Annotated in this window: 24 protein-coding genes; 7 read left to right on the top strand and 17 right to left on the bottom strand. The window is 61.8% G+C overall.

Annotation, left to right across the window (positions count from 1 at the left end; genetic code table 11):
* Positions 1 to 69: 69 nt before the first annotated feature.
* The 8 genes from gcvP to arcD (ACLH0H_RS15145) all read right to left on the bottom strand — a co-directional run bounded on the left by gcvP (position 70) and on the right by arcD (ACLH0H_RS15145) (position 10,640).
* Complete coding sequence (gene gcvP / locus ACLH0H_RS15110) at positions 70 to 2,907, bottom strand: aminomethyl-transferring glycine dehydrogenase (protein ID WP_411378624.1); 2,838 nt, start codon at positions 2,905 to 2,907, stop codon at positions 70 to 72.
* A 10-nt stretch (positions 2,908 to 2,917) separates the two neighbouring features.
* Complete coding sequence (gene gcvH, locus ACLH0H_RS15115; RefSeq protein ID WP_124371683.1) at positions 2,918 to 3,301, bottom strand: glycine cleavage system protein GcvH; 384 nt, start codon at positions 3,299 to 3,301, stop codon at positions 2,918 to 2,920.
* A 407-nt stretch (positions 3,302 to 3,708) separates the two neighbouring features.
* Positions 3,709 to 5,217: a sigma-54-dependent transcriptional regulator gene (locus ACLH0H_RS15120; RefSeq protein WP_411378625.1), complete on the bottom strand. Its 1,509-nt coding sequence runs from the start codon at positions 5,215 to 5,217 to the stop codon at positions 3,709 to 3,711.
* 199 nt (positions 5,218 to 5,416) lie between these two features.
* Entirely contained in the window at positions 5,417 to 5,779 is a 363-nt protein-coding gene (locus tag ACLH0H_RS15125; protein WP_057723823.1) for a DUF5064 family protein, read from the bottom strand.
* Positions 5,780 to 5,796: 17 nt separating this feature from the next.
* Positions 5,797 to 6,726, bottom strand: a complete 930-nt coding sequence (gene arcC, locus ACLH0H_RS15130; protein WP_411378626.1) for a carbamate kinase — start codon at positions 6,724 to 6,726, stop codon at positions 5,797 to 5,799.
* 186 nt (positions 6,727 to 6,912) lie between these two features.
* On the bottom strand, positions 6,913 to 7,923 hold the full coding sequence (locus ACLH0H_RS15135) for an ornithine carbamoyltransferase (RefSeq protein ID WP_411378627.1): 1,011 nt from the start codon (positions 7,921 to 7,923) through the stop codon (positions 6,913 to 6,915).
* Positions 7,924 to 7,935: 12 nt separating this feature from the next.
* A complete protein-coding gene (gene arcA / locus ACLH0H_RS15140; protein WP_411378628.1) occupies positions 7,936 to 9,192 on the bottom strand; it encodes an arginine deiminase in 1,257 nt (418 codons plus the stop codon).
* 20 nt (positions 9,193 to 9,212) lie between these two features.
* Positions 9,213 to 10,640 (bottom strand): arginine-ornithine antiporter, encoded by a 1,428-nt coding sequence (gene arcD, locus ACLH0H_RS15145; RefSeq protein WP_411378629.1) that lies wholly within the window; start codon positions 10,638 to 10,640, stop codon positions 9,213 to 9,215.
* A gap of 448 nt (positions 10,641 to 11,088) precedes the next feature.
* On the opposite strand from arcD (ACLH0H_RS15145), the gene arcD (ACLH0H_RS15150) reads away from it, so the two are divergent.
* Entirely contained in the window at positions 11,089 to 12,516 is a 1,428-nt protein-coding gene (arcD, locus tag ACLH0H_RS15150) for an arginine-ornithine antiporter (RefSeq protein ID WP_411378630.1), read from the top strand.
* 226 nt (positions 12,517 to 12,742) lie between these two features.
* On the opposite strand, the gene ACLH0H_RS15155 is transcribed toward arcD (ACLH0H_RS15150), so the two are convergent.
* The 7 genes from ACLH0H_RS15155 to ACLH0H_RS15185 all read right to left on the bottom strand — a co-directional run bounded on the left by ACLH0H_RS15155 (position 12,743) and on the right by ACLH0H_RS15185 (position 18,218).
* The gene (locus ACLH0H_RS15155; protein ID WP_411378631.1) at positions 12,743 to 14,092 is read right to left on the bottom strand and encodes a CoA transferase; all 1,350 of its coding nucleotides are present in this window, start codon (positions 14,090 to 14,092) and stop codon (positions 12,743 to 12,745) included.
* A 40-nt stretch (positions 14,093 to 14,132) separates the two neighbouring features.
* On the bottom strand, positions 14,133 to 15,476 hold the full coding sequence (locus ACLH0H_RS15160; protein ID WP_411378632.1) for a sensor histidine kinase: 1,344 nt from the start codon (positions 15,474 to 15,476) through the stop codon (positions 14,133 to 14,135).
* Positions 15,477 to 15,544: 68 nt separating this feature from the next.
* Positions 15,545 to 16,009: an LTXXQ domain protein gene (locus ACLH0H_RS15165; RefSeq protein WP_076949723.1), complete on the bottom strand. Its 465-nt coding sequence runs from the start codon at positions 16,007 to 16,009 to the stop codon at positions 15,545 to 15,547.
* 112 nt (positions 16,010 to 16,121) lie between these two features.
* Positions 16,122 to 16,799, bottom strand: a complete 678-nt coding sequence (locus tag ACLH0H_RS15170) for a response regulator transcription factor (protein ID WP_411378633.1) — start codon at positions 16,797 to 16,799, stop codon at positions 16,122 to 16,124.
* A 7-nt stretch (positions 16,800 to 16,806) separates the two neighbouring features.
* Positions 16,807 to 17,214: a translation initiation factor 2 gene (locus ACLH0H_RS15175; protein ID WP_076949721.1), complete on the bottom strand. Its 408-nt coding sequence runs from the start codon at positions 17,212 to 17,214 to the stop codon at positions 16,807 to 16,809.
* 106 nt (positions 17,215 to 17,320) lie between these two features.
* Entirely contained in the window at positions 17,321 to 17,620 is a 300-nt protein-coding gene (locus ACLH0H_RS15180; protein WP_186690642.1) for a YciI family protein, read from the bottom strand.
* 1 nt (position 17,621) lies between these two features.
* Positions 17,622 to 18,218, bottom strand: a complete 597-nt coding sequence (locus ACLH0H_RS15185) for a septation protein A (protein ID WP_076949719.1) — start codon at positions 18,216 to 18,218, stop codon at positions 17,622 to 17,624.
* Positions 18,219 to 18,305: 87 nt separating this feature from the next.
* Between ACLH0H_RS15185 and ACLH0H_RS15190 the strand changes: the two genes are divergently transcribed.
* The 6 genes from ACLH0H_RS15190 to rluB all read left to right on the top strand — a co-directional run bounded on the left by ACLH0H_RS15190 (position 18,306) and on the right by rluB (position 23,234).
* Entirely contained in the window at positions 18,306 to 19,169 is an 864-nt protein-coding gene (locus ACLH0H_RS15190; protein ID WP_411378634.1) for a PHP domain-containing protein, read from the top strand.
* Positions 19,170 to 19,182: 13 nt separating this feature from the next.
* A complete protein-coding gene (locus ACLH0H_RS15195) occupies positions 19,183 to 19,812 on the top strand; it encodes an L-threonylcarbamoyladenylate synthase (RefSeq protein WP_090220074.1) in 630 nt (209 codons plus the stop codon).
* 120 nt (positions 19,813 to 19,932) lie between these two features.
* Entirely contained in the window at positions 19,933 to 20,631 is a 699-nt protein-coding gene (locus ACLH0H_RS15200; protein ID WP_178115112.1) for a segregation and condensation protein A, read from the top strand.
* Positions 20,632 to 20,643: 12 nt separating this feature from the next.
* Entirely contained in the window at positions 20,644 to 21,555 is a 912-nt protein-coding gene (gene scpB / locus ACLH0H_RS15205) for an SMC-Scp complex subunit ScpB (protein ID WP_411378635.1), read from the top strand.
* Positions 21,556 to 21,686: 131 nt separating this feature from the next.
* Positions 21,687 to 21,878 carry a DUF1289 domain-containing protein gene (locus ACLH0H_RS15210; protein WP_186690648.1) on the top strand — a complete coding sequence of 64 codons (192 nt, stop codon included), beginning with the start codon at positions 21,687 to 21,689 and terminating at the stop codon, positions 21,876 to 21,878.
* A 144-nt stretch (positions 21,879 to 22,022) separates the two neighbouring features.
* Positions 22,023 to 23,234, top strand: coding sequence for a 23S rRNA pseudouridine(2605) synthase RluB (rluB, locus tag ACLH0H_RS15215; protein WP_411378636.1), 1,212 nt, complete (start codon positions 22,023 to 22,025; stop codon positions 23,232 to 23,234).
* Between the two features lie 121 nt (positions 23,235 to 23,355).
* Here rluB and ACLH0H_RS15220 read toward each other — a convergent pair whose 3' ends face one another.
* Positions 23,356 to 24,315 carry a leucyl aminopeptidase gene (locus tag ACLH0H_RS15220; RefSeq protein WP_411378637.1) on the bottom strand — a complete coding sequence of 320 codons (960 nt, stop codon included), beginning with the start codon at positions 24,313 to 24,315 and terminating at the stop codon, positions 23,356 to 23,358.
* A 73-nt stretch (positions 24,316 to 24,388) separates the two neighbouring features.
* Positions 24,389 to 24,526 carry a hypothetical protein gene (locus ACLH0H_RS15225; protein ID WP_003175756.1) on the bottom strand — a complete coding sequence of 46 codons (138 nt, stop codon included), beginning with the start codon at positions 24,524 to 24,526 and terminating at the stop codon, positions 24,389 to 24,391.
* Positions 24,527 to 24,796 lie beyond the last annotated feature (270 nt).

Raw genomic sequence — 24,796 nt, forward strand, 5'->3', positions numbered from 1 at the left:
GTCTGTAACTGATACACCGCATTCGCGAGCAAGCCCGCTCCCACATTTTTGACCGAGTTCATCCTCAGGTTATGCGTAACTCTCGATCGACGGGCACGCACACACCAGGTTGCGATCACCAAACACGTTGTCGACCCGACCCACCGGCGGCCAGTACTTGCCTTCGATCAACGAGGCCACCGGGTACACGGCCTGTTCGCGGCTGTACGGGTGCGTCCATTCGCCCACCAGTTCCGCCGCGGTGTGCGGGGCGTTTTTCAGCGGGTTGTCGTCCTTGTCCAGCGTGCCGTTCTCCACCGCGCGGATCTCTTCGCGGATGGCGATCATGGCGTCGCAGAAGCGGTCCAGTTCTTCCCTGGATTCGCTTTCGGTCGGCTCGATCATCAAGGTGCCGGCCACCGGGAACGACATGGTCGGTGCATGGAAGCCAAAGTCGATCAGGCGCTTGGCCACGTCATCCACGCTGATGCCGCTGCTGTCTTTGAGCGGGCGCAGATCCAGGATGCATTCGTGCGCCACCAGGCCGTTGCTGCCGGTGTAGAGCACCGGGTAGTGCTCTTCGAGGCGACGGGAGATGTAGTTGGCGTTCAGGATCGCCAGTTGCGAAGCGCGCTTGAGGCCCGCGCCGCCCATCATGCTGATGTACATCCAGGTGATCGGCAGGATGCTCGCGCTGCCGAACGGCGCCGCGCACACTGCGCCTTCCTTGCGCGCCATGGCCGCATGGCCCGGCAGGAACGGCGTGAGGTGCGACTTGACGCCAATCGGGCCAACGCCCGGGCCGCCACCGCCGTGAGGGATGCAGAAGGTCTTGTGCAGGTTCAGGTGGGACACGTCGCCGCCGAACTTGCCCGGTGCGCACAGGCCAACCATGGCGTTCATGTTGGCGCCGTCGATGTACACCTGACCGCCGTTGTCGTGGATGATCGCGCAGATGTCGCGGATGCCTTCTTCGAACACGCCGTGGGTGGAAGGGTAGGTGATCATCAGCGCGGCGAGGTGATCGCGGTGCTCGACGGCCTTGGCGCGCAAGTCTTCGATGTCGACGTTGCCGCGGGCGTCGCAGGCGGTGACGACCACACGCATGCCCGCCATGTTGGCGGTGGCCGGGTTGGTGCCGTGGGCCGACGATGGGATCAGGCAGATGTCGCGGCGCTCATCGCCACGGCTCTGGTGGTACGCACGGATCGCCAACAGGCCGGCGTATTCGCCCTGGGAGCCGGCGTTCGGCTGCAGGGAGATCGCGTCGTAACCGGTGGCTGCGCAGAGCATGGCTTCCAGGTCGGACGTCAGCTCCAGGTAGCCGGCGCTCTGCTCCGTCGGGGCGAACGGGTGCAGGGCGCCGAACTCGGCCCAGGTCACCGGGATCATTTCGCTGGCGGCGTTGAGCTTCATGGTGCACGACCCCAGCGGGATCATGGTGCGGTCCAGCGCCAAGTCCTTGTCGGCCAGCTTGCGCAGGTAGCGCATCAGCTCGGTTTCGGAGTGATAACGGTTGAACACCGGGTGGCTGAGGATCGGCGACTGGCGCAGCAGTGCGGCCGGCAGGGTGCTTTCGGTGGCGGCGAAGGCGGGCAGGGGCTTGCCGTCGGCGAAGATCGCCCACAAGGCTTCGATATCGGCCTGGGAGGTGGTTTCGTCGACTGACAGGCCAACGCGCTCGGCGTCCACCACTCGCAGGTTGATGCGCTGGGCGCGGGCCTTGTCATGCAGGCTGGTGGTGCTGGCGCCGGTATTGAGGGTCAGGGTGTCGAAGAAATGGTGTTGCTCGACCTTCATGCCCAGGGCAACCAGGCCCTTGGCCAGGACCGCGGTCAACTGGTGCACGCGTTGAGCGATCTGGGTCAGGCCTTTGGGGCCATGGTACACGGCGTACATGCTGGCGATGTTGGCCAGCAGCACCTGCGCGGTGCAGATGTTGCTGGTGGCTTTCTCGCGGCGGATATGTTGCTCGCGGGTCTGCATGGCCAGGCGCAGGGCCGGCTTGCCGAAACGGTCCACGGACACACCGACCAGGCGGCCCGGCATGTCGCGCTTGAACGCATCCTTGGTAGAGAAGTACGCCGCGTGCGGGCCACCAAAGCCCAGCGGCACGCCGAAGCGTTGCGCGCTGCCGATGGCCACGTCGGCGCCGAACTCGCCTGGCGGGGTCAGCAAGGTCAGGGCGAGCAGGTCAGCGGCGACAGCGACCAGCGCGTTGGCTGCGTGGAAACGCTCGGTCAGTTCACGGTAGTCAAACACGTCACCGTTGCTGGCCGGGTATTGCAGCAGGGCGCCGAAGAACGGGCTGGCGTCGGTCAGTTCGCGCTCATCGCCCACGACCACCTCGATACCCAGGGGCTCGGCACGGGTACGCAGTACGTCGAGGGTTTGCGGGTGGCTGTGGATCGAAGCGAAGAAGGCATTGCTGCCCTTGTTCTTGCTCAGGCGCTTGCAGAAGGTCATGGCTTCGGCGGCGGCGGTGGCTTCGTCGAGCAAGGAGGCGTTGGCGATCGGCAAGCCGGTGAGGTCGCTGATCAGGGTCTGGAAATTCAGCAGCGCTTCCAGGCGGCCCTGGGAAATTTCTGGCTGGTACGGGGTGTAGGCGGTGTACCAGGCGGGGTTTTCCAACAGGTTGCGCAGGATCGGCGACGGCGTATGGCAGTTGTAGTAGCCCTGGCCGATGTAAGTCTTGAACAGTTGGTTCCTGGCGGCGATGGCCTTGATCTTGGCCAGGGCCTCGGCTTCGCTCAGGCCGTCTTCCAGGCCGAGCACGCTGGTACCCTTGATGCTTTCCGGGATCACACTGGCGCTCAGGGCTTCGAGGGAGTCAAAACCCAGGCTGGCCAGCATGTGCTGCTCATCTTCCTGGCGCGGGCCGATGTGGCGGGCGATGAACTCGTTGGCAGTGCTCAAATTGATCGTCATGGCGCGCTCCTCAGGCTTCGGCGTTGGCTTTGATCAGGCGGTCGTACGCGTCCTGATCCAACAGTTTAGCGACCGCTGCGGCATCGGCCGGTTTAAAGCGGAAGAACCAACCTTCGCCCATCGGGTCTTCGTTGACCAGTTCCGGGCTGCCATCGAGCTTGTCGTTCACTTCGAGCACTTCACCGTCCAGAGGCATGTACACGCCGCTGGCGGCCTTGACCGATTCCACGGTGGACGCTTCAGCGCCCTTGGCGTAGGCCTGCAGCTCCGGCAGTTGCACGAACACCACATCACCCAGCGCATTCTGCGCAAACGCGGTGATACCCACGGTGACGCTGCCGTCCGCTTCGGCACGCAGCCATTCGTGATCTTCAGTGAAACGCAACTCGCTCATGCAAACTCCTCAGGGCCAGAATGATCTGGTAGACGGGATTGGAATGGGGAGTTGCATAGCAATATCGCGGCCAACGTTATTAAATTGTTGTAAAACAATAGGTTATGAAAATACGGCATAAACTTGTTGAGTTTGGCTGTAGCGATTTCGCTACAACTGGGCGCGCTAAAAAAAGCCTATGCGGATCAAAGCCTTGCATGGCGCGGCAAAAGTAAGTCTGTAGCGATATCGTTACGCTGTAGCGCTTTCAGTACACTGGATGTCGTTCCCAGACCAAATCCGTTATGAAATGCGGTCCAAATGTAGGAGCGGGCTTGCTCGCGAAGGCGGAGTGTCAGTTATACGTCGGGTGGCTGACACACCGCTTTCGCGAGCAAGCCCGCTCCCACAGTTTGTTCTCTGTGGATTCAGGGCTTGTTGGGGATGCCGTATTTGCGCAGGCGATGGGCGATGGCGGTGTGCGAAGTCTGCAACCGGCTCGCCAGTTGGCGGGTCGAGGGATAACTGGCGTAGAGTTTTTCCAGCAGGCTGCGTTCGAAATCTTCCATGGCCTGTTCCAGGCTGTCGACATCGCCGTCGCCCTGGCGCGCCACCGACGTGCCGGCGATGTCCAGGTCACCGATGTCCACCAGGCTGCTTTCACAGATGGCGGCGGCGCGAAAAATCACGTTTTGCAGTTGGCGTACGTTGCCCGGCCAACGGTTGCCCAGCAGCGCCGGGTACGTGCCGGGCGCCAGGCGGCAGACGGGCCGCTGGATCTGCGCGCAGGCCTGCTGCATGAAATAGCGCGCCAGCAGCAGGATGTCCTGGCCGCGTTCGCGCAGCGGCGGCACTTCGACGTTGAGCACGTTGAGGCGGTAGAACAGGTCTTCGCGAAAGGAGCCCTCGCTGACCATTTTTTCCAGGTCGCGGTGCGTGGCGCTGAGGATGCGCACATTGACCTTCACTTCACGGTCGCCGCCGACCCGACGGAAGCTGCCGTCATTGAGAAAACGCAGCAACTTGGCCTGCAGGTACGGCGACATCTCACCGATCTCATCGAGAAACACCGTGCCCTGGTTGGCGAGTTCCATCAGCCCCGGCTTGCCCCCGCGTTGCGCACCGGTAAAGGCGCCCGGCGCATAACCGAACAACTCGCTCTCGGCGAGGTTTTCCGGCAGCGCCGCGCAGTTCAAGGCCAGGAACGGTGCGCTGTGGCGTGCGCTGATTGCATGGCAGGCACGCGCCACCAACTCCTTGCCGGTGCCGGTCTCGCCCTGGATCAGCAGCGGCGCATCCAACGCCGCCACGCGCTGCGCGCGCGCCTTGAGCGTGCGGATGGCCGGGGATTCGCCGAGCAGCGCATCAAAGCCTTCGGCATGGTCGTGGTGCAGCGCCGACAGTTGCTCGCCGATGCGGTTGGGTTGGTAAAGGGTCAACAGGGCGCCGGCGTCGGTGATGGGCGTTGCGTCCAGCAGCAAGGTCTGGCCGTTGACGCTGATCTCACGCAACGGCAGGCGAAAGCCGTGTTCGAGCAAGGTGTCCAGCAGTGCCGGGTCGTTGAACAGTGCGCTGATGCTCTCTCCGGCCGGTTCGCGACCATAAAGGGCGATCAATGCGGGGTTGGCCAACAGGATCGTGCCCGCGCTGTCCAGCGCCAGCACCGGGTCGGTCATGGCGGCCAGCAGGGCGTCGAGTTGCAGGTGGCGGCGCTGGCCGGGGAGGATGTCGACCACGGTCACCGCCTGTACGCCGTGCACGCTGAACAGCGCGTCGCGCAGCTCTTCCAGCACCTCGGCACTCAACGTCGGGGCGTCGATATAGACGTTGGGCGGCACCATCTCCACGGCATCCAGGTTGAGATTGCGCCCACCGAGCAAGGCCAGGACTTCCTGGGTGATGCCGACGCGGTCGATGAAGCTGACGTGGATACGCATGGGGCTGCTGACAATTCTGGGAAGCGAGAGACGGCCAGTATGCCTGACAGGTGATGGAGATCAAAAATGTGGGAGCGGGCTTGCTCGCGAATGCGGTAGATCAGTCAAGCATGTGCCAACTGATCCACCGCATTCGCGAGCAAGTCGAACCGTCGAACCGCCGCTCCCACATTGACTGTGTTGTGTCAGTGCGGGTGGGTTATTGCAGGTGCTCAGGCTTGACCGGGTCGCCTGATTTCACATCCAACTGATGCCGCACATCCTCAAACATCAAGTCGTACTGCTTGTGCATCGAGCCATTCAACACGGCCATTTTCGGCATGCCGTATTTTTGCGCGATGTTCATCGCATGCCGTGCAAAGTCGAACGCCTGGTCCTTGGGCAGGAAGAACTCCTCCTTGAGGTCCTTGCCCTGCACCGAACCGTGCAGTTTGAACAGCATGCCCTTGCCTTCCTTGGGGTCCTGGCTGACTTCGTAGTCGATGTGCAGGTTGTAGCTGTAGTCATGCTCGTTGAGCGCGTGACGCTCGACGTGCAGGTGCCCCGGTTCAAACGTGGCCATAGGCGTATCTCCTCTACTTACAGATAGGTGATGCCAGGTCTTGCCGTGCTGATACGGGTGCCGGCGCTGCCCTGGACGATGGCTTCGATGTCCGAGAGTGAACCGATGACGGCGGTTTTGCCAGTCTGGCGGGCGAACTCGCAGGCCGCTTGCACCTTGGGCCCCATGGAGCCGGCGGCAAAGCCGAGCTTTTCGATTTCGTCAGGGTGGGCCTGGCCGATGGCTTTCTGGGTGGGCTTGCCGTAGTCGATGAAGGCGGCATTGACGTCAGTGGCGATCACCAGCAGATCGGCGTCCAGCTGCGCGGCCAGCAAGGACGAGCACAGGTCTTTGTCGATCACCGCTTCGATGCCCTGCAGCTTGCCGTCTTCGCCGTACATCGTTGGAATGCCGCCGCCGCCGGCGCAGATCACGATGCTGCCTTTTCCCAGCAACCATTGGATCGGGCGGATTTCAAAGATGCGCTTGGGGCGCGGGCTGGCGACCACGCGGCGGTATTTGTCGCCGTCCGGCGCGATGGCCCAGCCCTTTTCGGCGGCGAGTTTTTCGGCTTCGGCCTTGGCATACACCGGGCCGATAGGTTTGGTCGGGTTCTGGAACGCCGGGTCGTTGGCGTCCACTTCGACCTGGGTCAGCAAGGTGGCGAAGGGCACCTCGAAGTCCAGCAAGTTGCCCAGTTCCTGTTCGATGATGTAGCCGATCATGCCTTCGGTCTCGGCGCCCAGCACGTCCAGCGGGTAGGGCGAAATACTGGTGTAGGCCGCCGCCTGCAACGACAGCAGGCCGACCTGCGGACCGTTGCCGTGGGCGATCACCAGCTCGTTGCCGGCGTGTATCTTGGCGATCTGTTCGGTGGCGATGCGGATATTGGCTCGTTGGTTGTCCGCCGTCATGGGTTCACCACGGCGCAGAAGGGCGTTGCCGCCCAGGGCTACGACGATGCGCATAAAATCAGTCCTTCCAAAATCTATCGTTGTGAACACCGGACCCAATGTGGGAGCGGCGGTTCGACGCTTCGACTTGCTCGCGAACGCGGTGGATCAGTTGATACCTGTGTTGACTGACACACCGCTTTCGCGAGCAAGCCCGCTCCCACAGTGTTGACCGTGTTTCGACAGTGGGAGCGGTGTCGCTTAGATATCCGCCAACGCCGACACCAGAATCGCCTTGATCGTATGCATGCGGTTTTCCGCCTGCTCGAAGGCGATGTTGGCCGGCGACTCGAACACCTCCTCGGTCACTTCCACGCCATTGGCCAGGTTCGGATACCGCGCGGCGATGTCCTTGCCCACCTTGGTTTCGCTGTTATGGAACGCCGGCAGGCAGTGCATGAACTTCACCCGTGGGTTGCCCGAGGCTTTCATCATCTGGGTGTTGACCTGGTACGGCAGCAGTTGCTCGATGCGCTCGTCCCACGCTTCCACCGGCTCGCCCATCGACACCCAGATATCGGTGTGGATGAAGTCGACACCCTTGACTGCCTCGGCCGGGTCCTCGGTGATGGTGATGCGCGCGCCGCTCTCCTCGGCGAAGGCCTGGCATTGCTGGATGAAATCTTCGTGGGGCCACAGGGCTTTTGGCGCGCCGATGCGTACGTCCATGCCGAGCTTGGCGCCGATCATCAGCAACGAGTTGCCCATGTTGTAGCGCGCGTCACCGAGGTAGGCGTAGCTGATGTCATGCAGCGGCTTGTCGCTGTGTTCGCGCATGGTCAGGGTGTCGGCGATCATTTGCGTCGGGTGGAACTCGGCGGTCAGGCCATTGAACACTGGCACACCGGCGAACTTGGCCAGCTCTTCGACGATCTCCTGCTCGAAGCCACGGTACTCGATGGCATCGAACATGCGCCCGAGTACGCGAGCGGTGTCTTTCATGCTTTCCTTGTGGCCGATCTGCGACGACACCGGGTCGATGTAGGTGACGTGCGCGCCCTGGTCATGGGCGGCGACTTCGAACGCGCAACGGGTGCGGGTCGAGGTTTTTTCGAAGATCAGCGCGATGTTCTTGCCCTGCAGATGCGGACGCTCGGTGCCGGTGTACTTGGCGCGCTTGAGGTCGCGGGACAGGTCCAACAGGTAGTGCAGCTCGCGGGTGGTGTGGTGCATCAGCGACAGCAGGCTGCGGTTGCGCATATTGAAAGCCATGAGGGAATCTCCTTAATAGTCGATAGGGTCGCGGATGATCGGGCAGGTCATGCAGTGGCCACCGCCACGGCCGCGGCCGAGTTCACCGGCGCTGATGGTGATGACTTCCACGCCGGCCTTGCGCAGCAAGGTGTTGGTGTAGGTGTTGCGGTCGTAACCGATCACCACGCCGGGCTCTACGGCCACCACGTTGTTGCCGTCATCCCACTGTTCGCGCTCGGCGGCGAAACTGTTGCCGCCGGTCTCGACGACACGTAGCGCCTTGAGGTTGAGCGCGGCGGCGACGGTGTCGAGGAAATTGGTGGTCTCGCGCTGGATATCGATACCGTGCGGCTTGCTCTCGTCAGGGCGCAGGGTGAAGGGCACGATCTGGTTGACCACTTCGGGGAAGACCGTGACCAGGTCGCGGTCGCAAAAGCTGAACACGGTGTCCAGGTGCATCGCCGCACGGGATTTCGGCAGGCCGGCGACGATCACACGTTCCACCGCTTTGTTCTTGAACAGGTTGCGCGCCAGTTGGCCAATGGCCTGATGGGACGAGCGTTCACCCATGCCGATCAACACCACGCCATTGCCGATTGGCATCACGTCACCGCCTTCCAGCGTGGCGGCGCCGTGTTCCTGGTCGGGGTCGCCGTACCAGATCTGGAAGTCCGCGTTGGTGAACTCGGGGTGGAATTTATAGATGGCGCTGGCCAGCAGGGTTTCCTGGCGGCGCGCCGGCCAGTACATCGGGTTGAGCGTCACGCCGCCGTAGATCCAGCAAGTGGTGTCGCGGGTGAACTGGGTGTTGGGCAGCGGCGGCAGAATGAAGCTGGAATGGCCAAGAAACTCGCGGAACATTTCGAGGGTGCGGCCACCGAAGCTGCTCGGCAGGTCATCGGCCGACACGCCGCCGATCAGGAATTCGGTGATCTTGCGCGGCTCCAGGCTGCGCAGCCACGAGCTGACTTCATCGGCGAGGCCCAGGCCCACCGTATTGGCGGTGATCTTGCGCGCCAGGATCCAGTCCAGGGCTTCGGGGATGGCGACGATATCGGTCAGCAGGTTGTGCATTTCCAGCACATCAATGTCCCGCTCGCGCATCTTGGTCACAAAGTCGAAATGGTCGCGCTTGGCCTGGGCCACCCACAGCACGTCATCGAACAGCAGTTCGTCGCAATTGTTCGGCGTCAACCGCTGATGGGCCAAGCCTGGGGAGCACACCATGACTTTGCGCAGTTTGCCGGCTTCGGAATGTACGCCGTACTTCACTTTTTCCGTGGTCATTACAGATTCTCCAGTCAGAATTACAGAGTCAGGAAGCCGTCGTAGAGCCCATAGGCCGCCACCAGGGCGCCTACGACCACTGCGGCGAAAATCAGCTTCTCGACGTTGGTGAAGATGGGTTTGCCCAGTTCACGCTTGGCCTTGGCGAACAGGATCGCGCCGGGGGCGTAGAGCAGGGCGGAGAGCAGCAGGTATTTGGTGCCGCCGGCGTAGAGCAGCCAGATCGCGTAGATCAGGGCGACGGCGCCGATGAACAGGTCTTTCTTGCGCTCGGCCAGGGCGGCCTCGTAGGTTTCGCCACGCACCGCCAGCAGCAGGGCGTAGGCCGCCGACCACAGGTAAGGCACCAGGATCATCGAGGTGGCGAGGTAGATCAGCGACAGGTAGGTGCTGGCGGAAAACAGCGTGATCACCAGAAACAGTTGCACCATCGCGTTGGTCAGCCACAGCGCGTTGACCGGCACGTGGTTGGCGTTTTCCTTGCGCAGGAATGCCGGCATGGTGTGGTCCTTGGCGGCGGCGAACATGATCTCCGCGCACAGCAGCACCCACGACAGCAACGCGCCGAGCAGCGAGATGATCAAGCCGACGCTGATCAGCACCGCGCCCCAGTGGCCCACCACGTGTTCCAGCACGGCGGCCATCGACGGGTTCTGCAGCTTGGCCAATTCCGGTTGGGTCATGATCCCCAGGGACAGCACGTTCACCAGCATCAGGAACAGCAGCACCGTGATAAAACCGATCACCGTGGCCTTGCCGACGTCGGAACGTTTTTCCGCGCGGGACGAGAAAATGCTCGCGCCTTCGATACCGATGAACACCCACACGGTGACCAGCATCATGTTGCGCACCTGGTTCATCACGCTGCCCAGGTCCGGGTTTTTCACGCCCCAGATATCAGCGGTGAAGATCTCCAGCTTGAATGCGAACACGGCAATCAGCACGAACAGCACCAGCGGCACCACCTTGGCGACGGTGGTCACCAGGTTGATGAACGCCGCTTCCTTGATGCCGCGCAGCACCAGGAAATGCACGGCCCACAGCAGCACCGATGCGCCGATCACGGCCGCTGGCGTATTGCCTTCGCCGAAGATCGGGAAGAAATAACCGAGGGTGCTGAACAGCAACACGAAGTAACCGACGTTGCCCAGCCAGGCACTGATCCAGTAACCCCAGGCGGACGAAAAACCCATGTAATCGCCGAAGCCGGCCTTGGCGTAGGCATAGACGCCGCCGTCGAGGTCGGGTTTGCGGTTGGCGAGGGTCTGGAACACAAACGCGAGGGTCAACATGCCGATGGCGGTAATTACCCAGCCGATCAATACCGCACCGACATCGGCGCTGGCGGCCATGTTTTGCGGCAATGAGAAAATCCCGCCGCCAATCATCGAGCCCACGACAAGTGCAACCAGTGCGCCTAATCGAAGTTTTCCGGGAGAATCAGACATCGCATAACTCCAATGCAGGAGAACAGAGACCACAGAATAATTCCGTGCGCTAATCAAACAGCTGACTCAGATCACTTCATTGGCACATTCCATTGTGAATTAACGACTTGGAGTGGAAACTTACGGGCGATGGAATCCTCGGAAAAAGCGCTTTGCAGAGCCGTTTCGCTTATTGATTAATCATTTAGTCAGTGCCGTGGACGTTGACGCTAGCCCCTTTCCCAAGATGCGCAAACTTTTTTGAAAGCCGTTTTTTGGCAAAACACCATAAAGCCTTAAGGCGCCTGCAGTATTTAAAATCTAAATAGGCCTAAACTTGTATAACGGTCATGTCACTGGGTTATGAGCCCGTCTCTTTTATCGCCATCTCTAATAAACGTTACACTTATCCAGTTATTTAAAGTGAGTGCGCGGATGTTTGCTCACGGTATTATTTTCAGGAGTGTCCATGTCCCAACCGGCCCAAAAACTTCGACTCAGCGCCCTGATCGCCCTGGTAGTGGGGTCGATGATTGGCGGCGGGATTTTTTCCTTGCCGCAAAACATGGCCGCCCGCGCCGAGGTGGGGGCGGTATTGATCGGCTGGGCGATTACTGCGGTGGGCATGCTGACTCTGGCGTTCGTGTTCCAGACCCTGGCCAACCGCAAACCCGAGCTGGATTCTGGGGTATACGCCTACGCCAAGGCGGGTTTCGGCGACTACATGGGGTTCTCGTCGGCCTGGGGTTATTGGATCAGCGCGTGGATGGGCAACGTCGGTTACTTCGTGTTGCTGTTCAGCACCCTCGGGTACTTTTTCCCGGTGTTCGGCCAGGGCAATACACCGGTGGCCATCGGCTGTGCGTCGTTGTTGCTGTGGGCTGTGCATTTTCTGGTACTGCGCGGGATCAAGGAGGCGGCGTTCATCAACCAGGTCACCACCGTGGCCAAGATCGTGCCGCTGCTGATGTTTATCGCGATCGCGGCCGTGGCGTTCAAGGCGGATATTTTCACCCGGGATATCTGGGGCCTGGGCAACCCGCAGATCGGCAGCGTGGTGGACCAGGTGCGCAACATGATGCTGGTCACGGTGTTTGTGTTTATCGGGATCGAGGGCGCCAGCGTTTACTCGGCGCGGGCCGAGAAACGCTCGGACGTCGGCCGCGCTACGGTCATCGGCTTTCTCGGCGTACTGGCACTGCTGGTGCTGGTGAATGTGCTGTCGCTGGGGATCATGAGCCAGCCGGAGCTTGCGCAATTGCAGAACCCGTCCCTGGCCGGTGTGCTGGAACATATCGTCGGGCCGTGGGGGGCGATGGCAATCAGCATTGGCTTGGCGGTCTCGTTGCTTGGCGCCTTGCTGTCCTGGGCGCTGCTCTGCGCGGAAATCCTCTACGCCACCGCCCAGGACAAGACCATGCCGGCATTCCTGAAAAAGGAGAACGCCAACCAGGTGCCGGTCAACGCGCTCTGGCTGACCAATGTGATGATCCAGGTCTTTCTGGTGATCACGCTGTTTTCCCACAGCACCTACACCACACTGATCTACCTGGCGTCCTCGATGATCCTGGTGCCCTACCTGTGGTCGGCGGCGTATGCCGTGTTGTTGAGCGGGCGCGGTGAAACCTACGAAAGTGCTCACGGCCAGCGCATGAAAGACCTGCTGGTGGGCCTCATTGCCCTCGGCTACGCCGTGTGGCTGCTTTACGCCGGGGGCTTGAAGTACTTGCTGCTGTCGGCGTTGTTGTATGCGCCAGGCGTGATCCTGTTTGCCCTCGCCAAGCGTGAACAGGGTCAGCCCCTGTTTACCCACATGGAAAAGGGCATTTTCAGTTGCGTGATCGCCGGCGCAGGGCTGGCGGCCTATGGGCTGTATAGCGGGGTGTTGTCGCTTTGATTGGGGTGGCTGTGACTGGCGTCATCACAGCATAGGTATCTACACAACTCTCAACGACTGAAAAGTATCCTCGTAGTGAGCGGGCTTGTCCCGCGCTGGGTGGCGAAGCCGCCCCAAACCAGGCGACCGGATTCTACCTGAAGCTCGGCGATGCCTTTATTGGGGCCGCTTCGCCGCCCAGCGCGGGGCAAGCCCGCTCACTACAAAGATGTGTAATTACCTGTGGTCACCACTGTGGCCGGTGTGAACCCAATTCCCCAGCCGGCAAATCCCATTGCAACGGCGTGTCGCTGATAGTCAGCGGCGCCAGCAGCCGATGCGCCTGGCCCCAGGCGGTCTGTTCCACCACCAGGCCTTGATCACCCGCTTCTTCGGCCCGCAACGCCGGCTGCTCCGGTACTCGCCCCGCATCCACCAATAACTTCGCCGTACGGGCCAGCGACAACCGCGCCGAACCGCCGCGCCCGGATTTCAACCGTTCGCTCAACGCCTGAATCGCACTGGCCGCCATCAAATACCCGGTGGCGTGATCCAGCGCCTGCACCGGCAGCGGCACCGGCTGATCGGCCTGTTTCCAGGCCCTGCCCGCGTCGGCGATCCCGCTGCTCATCTGCACCAGGCTGTCGAAACCCCGGCGATTGCGCCACGGGCCGCTCCATCCATAGGCGTTGAGGCTCACGTCGATCAAGCCGAGGGCGAGCGTATGCAGCTCGCCGGCGGTATAGCCCAGGTGTTCAAGGGCATCGGCGCGGTAGCCGTGGAACAGGATGTCCGCGTCCTTGAGCAGGCTTTCGAAAACCTGCCGTCCTTCGGGGCGTTTCAGGTCAAGGCGGGCGCAGCGTTTGCCCAGTGTCATTTCCGGCACCACGCCCGGTTCGTTCCAGGTGGGCGAGTCGATGCGCAGCACGTCTGCGCCCAAGCCTGCGAGAAAGCGACTGGCCACGGGCCCGGCCAACACGCGGGTCAGGTCCAGCACCTTGATGGCCGCCAGCGGCCGGGCGCCGGAACCAAGCCAGGGTTTGTCAGCGGTGGGTGCAAAGGTCTCACGGTGCACCAGCGCTTCAGCGTTCACCGCCAACCCTTGCGGATGAGTTTGCCAGGCTTGCCATGAACGCATCTGCGCGGCGCAACCACCCTCATCGACAATCGCCTGCTCCAGTTCAGCGGTCTTCCACGGGGCGACCTTGGCTGCCATTGCGGCACGGTCGGCGGCCTTGCCCAACACCCGTTCAGCGGCGGCACGGTGATGGGGCGCATTGGTATGCAGACGAATCCAGCCATCGGCGCTGGCGTAGTCGCCAGCCACCGGGTCCCAAAGGGGCGGTACGTGCCAGCCCACCGGGCGAATCGAGGAAGAGAACCAGAAGGACGCCAGACGCCGGTTCACACTGACGCTGGTCAGGCGCCCGGTCTGTTGCCGGATCAGCTCGGCCACCGCCTGGCCGGCCGCACCGATGCTGGCGCTGGCCAGGTCGGTGACGGCGAATGCCGAGGGCAGGGCGCCGGCTTCGTTGAAGGTCAGCGGCGTTTGCGGCAGATCCAGTGCGGCTTGGATGGGAGTCAGCAGGTCGGTCATCGAAGGCCCTCCGTAAGAGAGCGGCCACTATAAGAGATGATCAGGCCGGTGTGACAACCCCAGGTTCCAATGGCAGGTCGAGGCTGGCGCTAAACCCGCCCTCGGCATGGTTGGCCAGGATCAGGCTGCCGCCGTGACGCTCGGCGGCGCGGCGCGCAATCGCCAGGCCCAGGCCGTGGCCTTGTGCGGTCTGGCCGGGGGCACGGTAGAACGGTTCGCCCAATTGGGCCAGGTGCTCGGCTTCCACGCCGGGGCCGTGATCGCGCACGCTGATCAGGATGCGCTCGCCCAGGCGCTGGGCCTTGAGTTCAATCGCCTGGCCCTGTGGGTTGAAGCGTTGGGCATTGCGTAGCAAGTTGTCTACCGCACGCTCGATCATGGTCGGCCAGCCCTTGAGGTGCAGGCCAGGGTCGATAGCCAATTGCACCACCTGGTCCGGCGCGCCGAGCTGGGCGTCCTTTTGCAAGGTCTTGAGCAAGGGGGCGAGGTCGATCTCTTCGGCGCTGGCGTTGTCGGCATCGACGCGGGCCAGCACCAGGATTTCGCTGATCAATGCCTCCAGGCGATCACATTCGCGGGTCAGGCGCGGCCAGAGTTTGTCCCGCTCTTCGGGGCTGGCGCGCTCGGCCAGGGCCAAGGCGATACGCAGGCGCGCCAGGGGCGAGCGCAGCTCGTGGGATACATCGCGCAGCAACTGGCGCTGGCTGGCGATCAGGCTTTGCAGGCGTGCGCCCATGCGGTTGAAGTCGGTGGCGAGCACGCCGAATTCATCGCGGCGGTTGGCCAGGCGCGCCAGGCTGTTTTGCTGGTAGGTGGCCTGGCCGAGGTCATGCACGGCGCCACGCAGGCGGCTCAACGGACGCGTGATCGACAAGGTGACGATCAGGCTGAACAGGGTCAGCACCACCAGCGCGATCGCCAAGGCGCTCAGCGGCCAAGTCAGGCTGCTGCGGTGCCATTCGTCAAGTTCGGGGTGCGGGATGCGGTAGATCAGCAGGTAGGTGTCGCCGGTTTTCTCGCTGGTGTACTCGGCGGTCAGGCGGCGCCAGGGCAAGTGGCCGTCCTTGCTGTCGTTCTGTCTGGCTTCGAAGGCCGCGGCGCGGCGCGGGAAGGTGCCGCGCACCACCGGATCGCCGCTTTCGTTGAGCACTTGCACGTCGATGTGGTATTGGCGCTTGCGCTGTTGCAGCAACTCCTGGGCGGCGTCTTCACCCTGGGCTTCGTAGAGCTGGGTCCACTCTTGCGCCAGGTTGTTGAGGCCGGGGTGGCGGCTGAGAATCCAGGCATCCTGATTGAGCATGTGCCCAAGCAGGATCGACAGCCCGGCAACCAAGGCGATGGCCAGCCAGAAGCTGGCCAGGATACGCCAGAACAATGAACGCACAGGAAACCCTCAAACAGGAAAAGCCCAGCGGCGGGGGCCACTGGGCTGGGAGTGTCAACGCGAGGGCATTATTGCGCTTTTTGCGGCTGCTGCGCTTTCCAGGCCTGGAATTCCTTCCATTCGGCACGGCGTTGTTCCTGCTTCTTGACGATCTCGTCGAACTGCTTCTGTTGATCAGGCTTGAGCACGGCGCGAATGTCGGCCTGGGTTTTCTTGCGGCTGGCGTCCCTTTCATCCTGCATGGCTTTCTGGTCGGCGGCCGGCAGTTTGTCCAGGTATTTCTTGACCAGCTCTTTGCGCCCTTGCATCTGCTCGCGCATCAGGCGGTCGATCTGCAGATGCTGTTCGCGGGTCAGGTCCAGGTCACGGAACGGACCGCCTTTGCCACGCGGACCGTGTTCAGCGCCGTGGCCCGGGCCACCCATCATATGACCTTCCGGGCCGCCCATCGGGCCTGGGCCTTCTGGCATTGCCGCCATGGCAACGGTGGGCAGGGCGGCGGCGAACATCAAAGCGATAAGGGTCTTGCGCATGGTGAATCTCCTGTCTCTATTCCGGTGAGTCCGGATGTGAGTAGATTAAGGAGATCAAGGTCAGCGGCGGTCAGGGGAGCGTAAAGGTTTGGTAAGGGAGGAAGGCAGCGCTTCAAAGGCTGTAGTAGTAACCACGGCTGCGCAACGCCACGATCCGTGGCCGGCCGTCCGGGTGCGGGCCGATCTTTTTGCGCAGGTTGCTGACGTGCATGTCCAGGCTACGATCATAGAGGGTCAGCTTGCGGCCCAGGGCGATCTGCGCCAGTTCCTGTTTGTCCAGCGGCTCGCCAGGCTGGCGAAGCAGAGCTTCGAGCAGACGGCTTTCGGAGACGGTGAGGGCGAATTCCCGTTCGTCGATGCTGACCACGCCACGCACCGGGCTGAAGCACAGGTCACCCAGTTCGAGCTGGCTGGACACGGCCGCCGGGTGGCTGCGGCGCAACACCGCGCGCAGGCGGGCGGTGAGCTCGCGTGGGTCGCAGGGCTTGGCCAGGTAATCGTCGGCGCCCAGTTCCAGGCCGAGGATACGGTCCAGCGGTTCGCCGCGTGCCGAAAGCATCAGCACCGGCAACTCCGGGTGATCGCTGCGCAGTTGCTTGAGCAGCTCAAGGCCGCTGCCGTCGGGCAGCATCACGTCAAGCACCACCGCTGCCGGGGCGCTGTCGGCCAAAGCTTTGCGAGCGCTCAAGCCGTCATGGCAGGCACGTACATGGAAGCCTTCCTGGCTCAACCAACTGGTCAGCAGCTCGCAGAGCTCCTGGTCATCATCTATCAGTAACAGCTCGCTCATGACTCACTCAATTTAGCCATTGTCGACGGCGACGGTGCCCACCGCTGGCGAAGATCCCGCACAGCAGGGCGATCAGTGCCACGGCCCCGCCGGTGACGAACCATTGTTGTTGCTCGGTCAGCCATCGGGTCAGGGCGCCGCCCTGGGTCTCTTTGAGTTGCTGGGCCAGGCGTTGGTTCTCTTGGCGAAGGCGACTCAACTGGGTGCTTTCGCGGGCAGCGTCCGCACTTTGCAGTTGTTGGCTCAACGCTTCACGCTGGCGTTCGCTTTCTTTCAAACGTTGCTGCAATTCGGTGATCTGGGCGCCGACACTCAAGGACAGGGGCGTGGAACTGCCAGTGTTCGAGGTTTCTTCAGCGTGGGCCGTAGCCCCGATCATTACCACTGCCAACAGACACAACTGACGTAAGCGCATCGGAACTCCTGATTCCACACGAATATTCAGAACGTTGTCGGCAGGTTACCGGGAATAATGAGCAATTAGGAGCGCGCCGAACCGAAATGGTTCGGCGCGGCCCGGGTCAAGGCAGGACTTGCTTGAACGGCTTGACCACGACGTCAGCGTAAACCCCGGCCGCCACATAGGGGTCCGCCTTGGCCCAGGCCTGGGCATCGGCCAGGGAAGCGAACTCGGCCACGATCAGGCTACCGGTGAAACCGGCATCGCCCGGGTCGATGCTGTCCACCGCAGGATGCGGGCCGGCCAGCACGATACGGCCTTCGGCTTGCAGCTGTTTGAGGCGCTCGACATGAGCCGGGCGCACGGAGAGGCGTTTTTCCAGCGAGTCGGCGACGTCGGTGGCAATGATGGCGTAGAGCATGTCAGTCCTCGGTTTTAGGCGATGCGGGATCGGTGTCATGCAGGTGGCGCGACAGGTAGATACCCTGGGCAACCAGGAACAGCACGGTCATGCCCAGGCTGCCGAAGACTTTGAAGTCGACCCAGTAATCCTGGAAGGTGAACGCGACGAACAGGTTCGCGGCACCGCAGAACAGGAAAAACACGATCCAGGCCAGGTTCAAACGCACCCAGACCGGCTCCGGCAGGGTCAGCGCATGCCCCATGATCCGCTTGATCAGCAGGCGGTCGCCGATGAAGTGGCTGCCGATGAAGGCCAAGGCGAACAGCCAGTTCACCACCGGGGCTTTCCATTTAAGGAAGGTTTCACTGTGGAAGGCCAGGGTGAGGCTGCCGAAGACCAGGCACGCGATGAGCGTCAGCCATTGGCTTTTTTCCAGCTTGCGCTGGGAGATGAAGATGGCGCCGTAGACCACCACGGAGCTGATGATAAGCACGGCGGTGGCGCTGTAGATGCCCCCGAATGTCAGCTCGTGGCCGGCCAGGTCGATGACCCGGGGGTCGAGTTTGTAAACGATGAAAAACAGCAACAGCGGGATGAAGTCGATGAATTGTTTCACAGTAAGAGCCAGAAGCTGGATGTGGCGGCATAATAACAAACATCCTTGGTAGCGAAAGCGCCAGCTGACTTGAGGTTACACACTTCCGTGAATGTTGATTTGCACTGCCACAGCACGGCCTCCGACGGCGCCCTGGCGCCCGCGGTACTGGTTGCGCGTGCGTTTGAAAAAGGCGTGCGAGTCCTGGCGTTGACCGACCACGACACCCTCGAAGGCCTCGATGAGGCCCGCGAAGCCGCGCAGGCGTTGGGCATGCAGCTGGTCAACGGCGTGGAATTGTCCTGCACCTGGGGCGGCGCCACCATTCATGTGCTCGGCTACGGTTTCGACCAGACAGCCCCGTCGCTGGTGCAGGCCATTGCCCAATTGCACGATGGCCGCTGGCTGCGGTCCGAAGAAATAAGCCGCAAACTCAGCCTTAAAGGCATGCCTGGCGCCCTCGACGGCGCCCGCGCCATCCAGCAGGAACTGGGTGACAGCGGCAATGCTCCGGCCCGGCCGCACTTTGCCGACTGGATGGTGCGTGAAGGTTTTGTCAAAGACCGCGCCGAAGCCTTCCGCAAATGGCTGGGCGCGGGCAAGTTGGGGGATGTGAAGCAGCACTGGCCGACCCTGGAAGACACCGTCGCAACCCTGCGCGCCGCCGGTGCCTGGGTCAGCCTGGCACACCCCTGGCATTACGATTTCACCCGCAGCAAGCGTCGCAAGCTGATCGGCGACTATATTGGAGCGGGCGGCCACGCGATTGAGGTGGTCAACGGGCATCAACCCGCCGATCAGGTGGGCAGCCTGGCGATTCTTGCCCGCGAATTTGGTCTGCTGGTCAGTGCCGGCAGTGATTTTCATGGCCCAGGCGGCTGGTCCGAGATCGGCGAGTATCGCCAGGTCCCGGAAGATTTGCCGCTGTTGTGGGGGCGATTCAAGCATGACCCCATTATTGCCACCGTCTGAACAGGTAGAGCACGTGAGTCAATTCTTCCAGATTCATCCGGAAAACCCCCAGGCACGCCTGATCAAGCAGGCCGTCGAGATCATTCGCGCCGGTGGCGTGGTGATCTATCCAACGGATTCGTCCTACGCCATCGGTTGCCAGATCGGCGACAAAAGCGCCGTGGAGCGGGTCAGACGCCTGCGTGAGCTGGACAAGAATCATAACTTCGCGCTGATCTGCAGCGACTTGTCCCAGTTGGGCCTGTTCGCCAAGGTCGACACCGGCACCTTCCGCCTGCTCAAGGCCCACACGCCTGGGCCCTACACCTTCATTCTCAACGCCACCCGCGAAGTGCCGCGCCTGCTGCTGCACCCGAAGAAGCGCACCATCGGCCTGCGGGTGCCGGAGCATCCCATCGCCCTGGCGCTGCTCGCCGAGTTGGGTGAGCCGCTGATGAGCGTGTCGCTGATCATGCCGGGCGATACCGAGCCGCTGGAAGACCCGTACGAAATGCGCCAGTTGCTGGAAAAGCAAGTCGACCTGATCATCGACGGCGGCTTCGGCGGCGGCAAAGCCTCTACCGTGATCAACCTGGCCGACGGCGAACCCGAAGTGATCCGCGTGGGTTGCGGTGACCCGGCGCCGTTCATGGTCGAGGCCTGAATGTCGGTCGTGGAGGCCGTCGACAGCCAGGCGGGCGCCCAGCAGGAGCTGCCGTTTGCCATGGTGTACGGCCAGGCCTTGCTGGAAATGCCCCTGGACCTGTACATTCCGCCGGATGCGTTGGAAGTCTTTCTGGAAGCCTTCGAAGGTCCGTTGGACTTGCTGCTGTACCTGATCCGCAAACAGAACATTAATATCCTCGATATCCCGGTGGCGGAAATCACCCGCCAGTACATGGGCTATGTCGAGCTGATGCAGTCGGTGCGCCTGGAACTGGCCGCCGAGTACCTGGTGATGGCCGCCATGCTTGCCGAGATCAAGTCGCGCATGCTGTTGCCGCGCTCGGAAACGGTCGAGGCCGAAGAAGACGACCCGCGTGCCGAGCTGATCCGCCGTCTGCAAGAGTACGAACGCTTCAAGGCCGCCGCCGAAGGCATCGACGGCTTGAGCCGGGTCGGCCGTGACGTGGTCGTGCCCAAGCTCGACGCGCCCGAAGCCCGCGCGCGCAAGTTGCTGCCGGATGTGAGCCTGGAAGAATTGCTGATGTCCATGGCCGAGGTGCTGCGCCGTGGTGACATGTTTGAACACCATCAGGTCAGTCGCGAGGCGCTGTCCACGCGCGAGCGCATGAGCGACGTACTGGAGCGCCTCAAGGGCGGTGGGTTCGTGCCGTTTGTCGAACTGTTTACCGCCGAAGAAGGGCGCCTGGGGGTGGTGGTTACGTTTATGGCGATCCTTGAGTTGGTGAAGGAGTCCTTGGTCGAGCTGGTGCAGAATGAGCCCTTTGCGGCTATCCACGTGCGGGCGCGAGCCGAATAACGAGCTGAATCGATGAATCTGACTGAACCCCGCGAACTGGCCCCATTGCTGGAGGCTTTTCTCCTGGCCTCGGGTAAACCGCAATCTTTGGAGCGCCTGTTCGAACTCTTTGAAGAGGCCGAGCGCCCTGAGCCGCCGGTATTCAAGAAGGCGCTGGAGATCCTGCGCAAGTCCTGCGACGGCCGCGCTTTTGAATTACGCGAAGTGGCGTCAGGTTATCGTCTGCAAATTCGTGAGAAGTTTTCCCCGTGGGTCGGCCGCTTGTGGGAAGAACGCCCGCAGCGTTATTCGCGAGCAATGCTGGAGACTATGGCGCTCATCGCCTATCGCCAGCCGATTACCCGGGGCGAGATCGAGGACGTGCGCGGCGTGGCGGTCAACAGCCATATCGTCAAGACCTTGCTGGAGCGCGAGTGGATCCGCATCGTCGGTTACCGCGATGTACCCGGCAAACCGGCAATGTTTGCCACCACCAAGGTGTTTCTCGATCACTTCAACCTGAAAAACCTCGACGACTTGCCGCCGCTGGCCGAACTGCGCGAAATGGAAGCCGAGCCGGTGCTGGATTTCGACGACGCGCCCGTCCCGGCGGGCTTGCAGGAATTGGCCGACGCCAGCGCCGAGCCGGAGGAGACCAAGGACGAGACCAGTTTCCATACGCTGTTGCTGGAACTGGACGACATGGAGCAGGGCATCAAGACTGACTTCGATGATTTGCTGCGTGATGGTGCGACTGAGCCGCCTACCCAGGTGGATGTTGAGCCCGAGCCTGAAGTCGAAGAAGACATCCTGGGCGTCGCCGATGCCCGCGAGAAACTCCTGGCCGCCGTCGCCGCCCTCAAACAGCCACCGCTGAGCGACGAAGAAGACGAAGCCCGCGCCCTGGCCGAAGCCATCGAAAACGAACGCCAGCAGCAAGACTAACGCTGGACCCTTTGTGGGAGCGGGCTTGCTCGCGAAGGCGGTGTGTCAGGCGATGCATGTGCAAGCTGACACACCGCCTTCGCGAGCAAGCCCGCTCCCACATTTTGATCTCCACTGTCAGGGAGAAATATATGAGCTCCACCAAAGACCCCTGCATCAGCATCTGCAAGTTCAGCGACGACATCTGCGTCGGCTGTGGCCGCAGCAAGCGAGAGATCCGTGCCTGGAAGAAACTCGACAAACTCGACAAGCGCACTGTCCTGGCCGAAGCCGAACTGCGCTTGCTGGCCCTCGGTGCCACCGGTCGGCGGAAAAGCAAATGACTTGGGCGTTATCGACTAGTCTCTGATGCGCAACGCGCGCCATGCGCGTATGATTCGCGACCCTTTGCCGACCTATTCGGCCAAAGCCCCGCTTTCAACACTCTTCAGGCCACGCCTGAATCGACCCACCGGGAGGTGCTTAAGATGACCGACAAAGACCAGAACGACAGCCAGGAAATCGGCCCAGCAGGCGAAAAACTGCAAAAGGTGCTGGCGCGTATCGGCGTGGGCTCGCGCCGCGACGTCGAAGCCTGGATCACCCAGAAGCGCATCAAGGTCAACGGCGTCGAGGCCACCCTCGGCCAGCGCGTCGACCTGCATGATGCAATCACCATTGATGGCAAGGTCATCAAGCGTGAAGAGGCCGCCGAATCGGTGCGCCGCGTGATCATGTACAACAAGCCCGATGGCGAGATCTGCACCCGTGACGACCCTGAAGGCCGTCCAACCGTGTTCGACAAGATGCCCAAGCCCAAAGAAGGCCGCTGGATCAACATCGGTCGTCTCGACATTAACACCACCGGTTTGCTGATGTTCACCACCGACGGTGAGCTGGCCAACCGCCTGATGCACCCGTCCTACGAGATGGACCGCGAATACGCCGTGCGTGTGCGTGGCGAAGTCGATGACGAGATGATCGAGCGCTTGAAAGCCGGCGTTGTCCTCGAAGACGGCCCAGCCAAGTTCACCGACATCAAGCAGGCTCCGGGTGGCGAAGGGTTCAACCACTGGTACCACTGCGTGGTGATGGAAGGGCGCAACCGTGAAGTGCGTCGCCTGTGGGAATCCCAGGGCCTGGTGGTCAGCCGCCTGAAGCGCGTGCGTTTCGGTCCGGTGTTCCTGAACTCCGATTTGCCGATGGGCCGCTGGCGCGAAATGAGCCAGTACGAAGTCGACATCCTCAGCGCCGAAGTTGGCCTGGCCCCGGTGGCGATGCCGCAGATGAACGCCAAGAGCAAAGACAAGCTTGAGCGTATGCAGCGTAAATCGTCGCGCCCTGTGCCGCGTACCGAGCGCGTTGCCCGCACCCTGCGCCCGGCGCTGAATGCACCGGCGACCGGCGGCCGTATCTCCCGTGAGCCGCAGATCGAAGGCGAGCGCCGCCCAACCGCGCCATCGCGTCAGGAAGGCGAGCGTGCGCCACGCGCGCCGCGTCCAGCCCCGGCGGGTGGTCGCAGCAACCGAGGTGAAGCGGACCGCCCCGCCGACAGCGCCAGCACCAAGCGTCCAGCCAAGCCGGCGGCGAACAAGCGCCCTGGCCCGAAACTGGTCGCCGACGAGCCGTCAGGCAAGCGCCGTGGCGCGCCGGCCGGTTCCGGTCAGCGTCCGGGTTTTGGTCGCAAGAAGCCGCAGTGATGTTTTAGGCACTGCACAAAAACGCCAACCTCAGGGTTGGCGTTTTTTTTGATCTGAAATACGGTCAAGAATGTGGGAGCTGGCTCCCACAGGGGATTTTCATTGATTTCGAATCAGCGTTTCAAAACGCAAAGGTGCCATCAAACACCGGCTTATCGTCCAGCGCCAACACCCCACTGGCAAAGATCAGGTCCAGATGATGACTGCCTTTCTGTCCACCACCCAAGCCCAGGTGCAACCCGCAATGGCGCTCTTCAAACCCGGCATTGCGCGCATACAAATCCTTCACCCCTTCATTGGTGCCGATCCCCAACTCTTCCACGCGCCGGTTGGACGGGTTGGCATTTAAATACTTGTTGAAATCATCCGCCAGCCCCGGCACATCGCTGGCCACGCTGCAGACGGTGGAGTTCTCGATCCACAGCTCCAGCGGTGATTGCAGCACGCCGTATTTGCGCGCGAACGGTATGGTGCTCAAAAAGGTGCCGACAAACCGCACCTGGCCATTGATGGCTTCGCTGTGGGTCGCGATTTCGCCAGGCGCCAGGTCATGGTTGCCGACGCCGTTGATATTGGTCCACTTCTTGATGCTGCTCATCGGCGCTTCCAGGCGTGAGCCGTGCTTGTCGGTAAAGCTCAGTACCGTGGCTTGGGACATGCGCCGGATCAGCGTGGCGTTGAGGTCTGCGATGCGCTGCGGCTCGACACTGAAGGTGTCGTAGAAGTAGTCGCCGTAATCCTTGAACAGCAGGGATTTTTTCCAGTGCTCGGCCATCACGCCTTGCAGGGCACGGATAAAGTCCGGGCCTTCGGCGCGGGGGTTGGGCAAGGTCGAGGAGTCGTAGAGAAACAGGTACAGGTCGCAGGCTTCGATGGCCTCGGCCAGGGTGTCGCTGGCGGCAAGGTCCAGGCGCTGCACCTGGAAGTTGAAACGGGCGGCGCTGCTGTGGGTGATCGCCTGGGCGATAGCGTCGTAGCGCTCGGTATGGCCCAGCAGCACGGTGGGGCGGCTGAAGCCATTGAGGGCCGGGTGGTGCGCAAGGTAGTAGAGAAAGTGTTCGACGGCGCGGGCCTTGTCCATGACGTAGTTCCTTGTGTGCCTTGGGTAAGGAGGCAGGTGCCGTGCACAGCACCTGCCGAATGCGTGCCGGTTTTTAGAATGGCCACATCGCGGTGCCGAACGGCACAACGGCATCGGCTTGCATCATTTCAACGGCGGCCTCATGGGTCGGCGCTTCAAACCAATCGTCGAGTTGCAGTTCGGTTTCCAGGTCGTTTTCCAGTGCTTGCATGGTGTATCTCCTAGAGGACGTTGTTTGAGAACGGCTTGCCTGCGGGCTTCGTAGGCAAGTGGAAAGAACCTAGGAGAGAGTGTTTCAAAATGCAAAATTTTTATTGACACGGTTTCATTTGAATTTTTTGTTCTGTTTTTCACGTTTTAGTTTTTCTTGAGCAAAAACAGAGCGCTGATGCGGCCGATGGCTGGGGTCATTGACGAGCGTCAATTTTTATCCAGATCACAGCTGTAACGTTAATTTTCCGCTATGTAACGATTGATTTAC

It is taken from the genome of Pseudomonas sp. MPB26, from assembly GCF_046605355.1.
In the GTDB taxonomy this organism is placed as follows: domain Bacteria; phylum Pseudomonadota; class Gammaproteobacteria; order Pseudomonadales; family Pseudomonadaceae; genus Aquipseudomonas; species Aquipseudomonas cedrina.

Bases quoted from the DNA above. Each gene is read 5' to 3' on its own strand.
- gcvP (WP_411378624.1), bottom strand. From the start codon at position 2,907: ATGACGATCAATTTGAGCACTGCCAACGAGTTCATCGCCCGCCACATC.
- gcvH (WP_124371683.1), bottom strand. From the start codon at position 3,301: ATGAGCGAGTTGCGTTTCACTGAAGATCACGAATGGCTGCGTGCCGAA.
- ACLH0H_RS15120 (WP_411378625.1), bottom strand. From the start codon at position 5,217: ATGCGTATCCACGTCAGCTTCATCGACCGCGTCGGCATCACCCAGGAA.
- ACLH0H_RS15125 (WP_057723823.1), bottom strand. From the start codon at position 5,779: ATGGCCACGTTTGAACCGGGGCACCTGCACGTCGAGCGTCACGCGCTC.
- arcC (WP_411378626.1), bottom strand. From the start codon at position 6,726: ATGCGCATCGTCGTAGCCCTGGGCGGCAACGCCCTTCTGCGCCGTGGT.
- ACLH0H_RS15135 (WP_411378627.1), bottom strand. From the start codon at position 7,923: ATGGCTTTCAATATGCGCAACCGCAGCCTGCTGTCGCTGATGCACCAC.
- arcA (WP_411378628.1), bottom strand. From the start codon at position 9,192: ATGACCACGGAAAAAGTGAAGTACGGCGTACATTCCGAAGCCGGCAAA.
- arcD (WP_411378629.1), bottom strand. From the start codon at position 10,640: ATGTCTGATTCTCCCGGAAAACTTCGATTAGGCGCACTGGTTGCACTT.
- arcD (WP_411378630.1), top strand. From the start codon at position 11,089: ATGTCCCAACCGGCCCAAAAACTTCGACTCAGCGCCCTGATCGCCCTG.
- ACLH0H_RS15155 (WP_411378631.1), bottom strand. From the start codon at position 14,092: ATGACCGACCTGCTGACTCCCATCCAAGCCGCACTGGATCTGCCGCAA.
- ACLH0H_RS15165 (WP_076949723.1), bottom strand. From the start codon at position 16,009: ATGCGCAAGACCCTTATCGCTTTGATGTTCGCCGCCGCCCTGCCCACC.
- ACLH0H_RS15170 (WP_411378633.1), bottom strand. From the start codon at position 16,799: ATGAGCGAGCTGTTACTGATAGATGATGACCAGGAGCTCTGCGAGCTG.
- ACLH0H_RS15175 (WP_076949721.1), bottom strand. From the start codon at position 17,214: ATGCGCTTACGTCAGTTGTGTCTGTTGGCAGTGGTAATGATCGGGGCT.
- ACLH0H_RS15180 (WP_186690642.1), bottom strand. From the start codon at position 17,620: ATGCTCTACGCCATCATTGCCACCGACGTCGCCGACTCGCTGGAAAAA.
- scpB (WP_411378635.1), top strand. From the start codon at position 20,644: ATGAATCTGACTGAACCCCGCGAACTGGCCCCATTGCTGGAGGCTTTT.
- ACLH0H_RS15210 (WP_186690648.1), top strand. From the start codon at position 21,687: ATGAGCTCCACCAAAGACCCCTGCATCAGCATCTGCAAGTTCAGCGAC.
- rluB (WP_411378636.1), top strand. From the start codon at position 22,023: ATGACCGACAAAGACCAGAACGACAGCCAGGAAATCGGCCCAGCAGGC.
- ACLH0H_RS15220 (WP_411378637.1), bottom strand. From the start codon at position 24,315: ATGGACAAGGCCCGCGCCGTCGAACACTTTCTCTACTACCTTGCGCAC.
- ACLH0H_RS15225 (WP_003175756.1), bottom strand. From the start codon at position 24,526: ATGCAAGCACTGGAAAACGACCTGGAAACCGAACTGCAACTCGACGAT.